The 2877-nt window shown below is 64.5% G+C and carries 2 protein-coding genes and 2 pseudogenes; 3 read left to right on the forward strand and 1 reads right to left on the reverse strand.

Features of this window, described 5'->3' with window-relative positions:
* Positions 1 to 173, reverse strand: a pseudogene (locus tag QOC89_RS23930) (EamA/RhaT family transporter); the annotation flags it as partial.
* A 442-nt stretch (positions 174 to 615) separates the two neighbouring features.
* On the opposite strand from QOC89_RS23930, the gene dapC reads away from it, so the two are divergent.
* From dapC to QOC89_RS23945, 3 genes and pseudogenes are all read left to right on the forward strand, one after another.
* Complete coding sequence (gene dapC / locus QOC89_RS23935; RefSeq protein ID WP_323047285.1) at positions 616 to 1833, forward strand: succinyldiaminopimelate transaminase; 1218 nt, start codon at positions 616 to 618, stop codon at positions 1831 to 1833.
* 72 nt (positions 1834 to 1905) lie between these two features.
* Positions 1906 to 2733 carry a 2,3,4,5-tetrahydropyridine-2,6-dicarboxylate N-succinyltransferase gene (gene dapD, locus QOC89_RS23940; RefSeq protein ID WP_323047286.1) on the forward strand — a complete coding sequence of 276 codons (828 nt, stop codon included), beginning with the start codon at positions 1906 to 1908 and terminating at the stop codon, positions 2731 to 2733.
* A pseudogene (locus QOC89_RS23945) lies at positions 2733 to 2877 on the forward strand (arsenate reductase); the annotation flags it as partial. The gene dapD and the pseudogene QOC89_RS23945, both read left to right, overlap by 1 nt.

Genomic DNA, 2877 nt, shown 5'->3' on the forward strand with positions numbered 1-2877 from the left:
TGGCGCACCAGCAGGACGAACAGGCAGCCTGCACCGCTCGTCAACGCGCTCGCCGCCGTGCCGGTCACGCCGAGCGCATTCAGCATGCGCAGCGGGTACCAGATCATCCCCCACACCGAGGCGCCCAGCATGATCGCCAGGGTAGGCCAGCCATTGCGAAGCCAGTGGGTCATGATGGGAGGCTCCCGCGGCGGTGGCCGTTCGTGCGGGCGGGGTGGCTGACTTTGGCCGGGTTGCCGACCTTGGCCGGGTTGCCGACCTTGGCGGGGTGGCTGACCTTGGCGGCGGTGCAGTCGCTGTGGCCGCTTTGAGCTGGTAGTCCGGCTCGGTCGAATTGTCTGAGTGGCTTCCCCTGCCCGCATTGCCTGAACCGTGTGTATGTCGCCGTTGCTGCTATGTACATTGCTGCTCCTGCTTCTTTTTTGCGCGAACCGTCCGCGGTTCGCGTCGTTCCCGCTGCGTCGCATTGACTGCGCCGCCTGGCGGGTTGCGCCGCCACGCTATAATTATCTGCTCGCCGCCGCTGCCGCCCTTTTCGCGTGTTTCATGCGCTTTACGGTCAGCATGCGTGCCAGCATTCCTCTGCGCCCTCTTCGATCAGGCTCGATCCGCCCAGTGAACCCGCTACTCGACTCCCTTCACCCCTATCCGTTCGAAAAGCTGCGCGCGCTTTTCAAGGACGTCACGCCGCCGGCCGGCCTCGCGCACATCAGCTTCGGCATCGGCGAGCCGAAACACCCCACGCCCGCGCTGATTCGCGACGCGGTGATCGCCTCGCTCGGCGGATTGTCGGCCTATCCGGCCACGATCGGCTCGCCGGCCCTGCGCGAGTCGATTGCGACGTGGGCAACGCAGCGCTACAACCTGCCGCCGGTCGATCCTGTCACTCAGGTGCTGCCGGTATCCGGCTCGCGGGAGGCGCTTTTTGCGCTTGCACAAACGGTCATCGACCCTAAGCTCAACGCCGACGGCGAGCCTGCGATCGTACTCTGCCCGAACCCGTTCTACCAGATCTATGAAGGCGCGGCGATCCTTGCCGGCGCGCAACCGTACTTCGTGAATAGCGACCCGGCGCGCAACTTCGCCTGCGACTATTCGGCCATCCCGGCGGACATCTGGGCGCGCACGCAGCTGCTGTACGTGTGCTCGCCGGGCAATCCCACCGGCGCCGTGCTCACGCTCGGCGACTGGCGCGAACTGTTCGCGCTGTCGGATCGTTACGGCTTCGTGATTGCCTCGGACGAGTGCTACTCGGAAATCTACTTCGACGAGAGCCGCCCGCCGCTGGGTGGCCTGGAAGCCGCGCATCAACTCGGCCGTGGCTTCGAGCGGCTCGTGATGCTGTCGAGCCTGTCCAAGCGATCGAACGTGCCGGGCATGCGCTCGGGCTTCGTGGCCGGCGACGCGGCAATCCTGAAAGACTTCCTGCTATACCGGACATACCACGGCGCGGCCTTGTCGACGGTGTTCCAGAATGCCAGCATCGCGGCCTGGAACGACGAAACGCACGTGCGCGAGAACCGCGCGAAGTACGTGCAGAAGTTTTCCACCGTGACGCCAATGCTCGCCGAGGTGCTCGACGTGCGCCTGCCGGACGCCGCGTTCTATCTGTGGGCGGACGTCTCGCGCACCGGCCTGTCGGACACCGAGTTCGCCCAGCGCCTTTACGCCGACTATAATGTGACGGTTCTGCCGGGCTCGTTTCTCGCGCGCACTGCGCACGGCGTGAACCCCGGCCGCAATTTCGTGCGCATGGCGCTCGTCGCCGATGTCGACGAATGCACGCAAGGCGCACAACGAATCGTCGATTTTTGCCGCGCGCTCGCGGGCTGAGTTTTTCGGATTCAGCAACCGCGCGCACCGCACTCCCTTCTTCAGACTTCAACTATTCAGAAAAGCACGCATATGTCGCAACAACTTCAGCAGATCATTGATACCGCCTGGGAAAACCGCGCCGACCTGTCGCCGAAGGCCGCGCCGGCCGAGGTGCGCGACGCCGTCGCCCACGCCATCGAGCAACTGGACAAGGGCGCGCTGCGCGTGGCCGAAAAGAAGGACGGCGACTGGGTCGTCAATCAATGGCTGAAGAAAGCCGTGCTGCTGTCGTTCCGCCTGGAAGACAACGCGCCGATGCCGGCCGGCGGTTACTCGCAGTTCTACGACAAGGTGCCGTCCAAGTTCGCCAACTACACCGCTGAAGACTTCGCCGCCGGCGGCTTCCGCGTGGTGCCGCCCGCCATCGCGCGCCGCGGCTCGTTCATCGCGAAGAACGTCGTGCTGATGCCGTCGTACACCAACATCGGCGCTTACGTCGACGAAGGCACGATGGTCGATACATGGGCCACCGTCGGCTCGTGCGCGCAGATCGGCAAGAACGTCCACCTGTCGGGTGGCGTGGGCATTGGCGGCGTGCTCGAGCCGCTGCAGGCCAACCCTGTCATCATCGAAGACAATTGCTTCATCGGTGCGCGCTCGGAAGTGGTGGAAGGCGTGATCGTCGAAGAAAACTCGGTGATCTCGATGGGCGTGTATCTGGGCCAAAGCACCAGGATTTACGATCGCGAAACCGGCGAAGTGTCGTACGGCCGCATTCCGGCGGGCTCGGTGGTGGTAGCGGGCAACCTGCCGTCGAAAGACGGCTCGCATAGCCTCTACTGCGCCGTGATCGTCAAGAAGGTCGACGCCAAAACGCGCGCGAAGGTCGGCCTGAACGAGCTGCTGCGAGGCGACTGATGGCACGCGGCACCAAGACCGTCGTCTACGGCATCCCGAACTGCGACACCGTGAAGAAGGCCCGTGTATGGCTGGAAGAACACGGCGTCGAGTTCGAGTTCCACGACTTCAAGAAGCACGGCGTGACCGAGCCGCTGGTGCAGG

This window comes from Paraburkholderia sp., from assembly GCF_034668105.1.
GTDB lineage: Bacteria > Pseudomonadota > Gammaproteobacteria > Burkholderiales > Burkholderiaceae > Paraburkholderia.

Coding starts and splice junctions, on each gene's coding strand:
- dapD (WP_323047286.1), top strand. CDS start 1,906: ATGTCGCAACAACTTCAGCAGATCATTGATACCGCCTGGGAAAACCGC.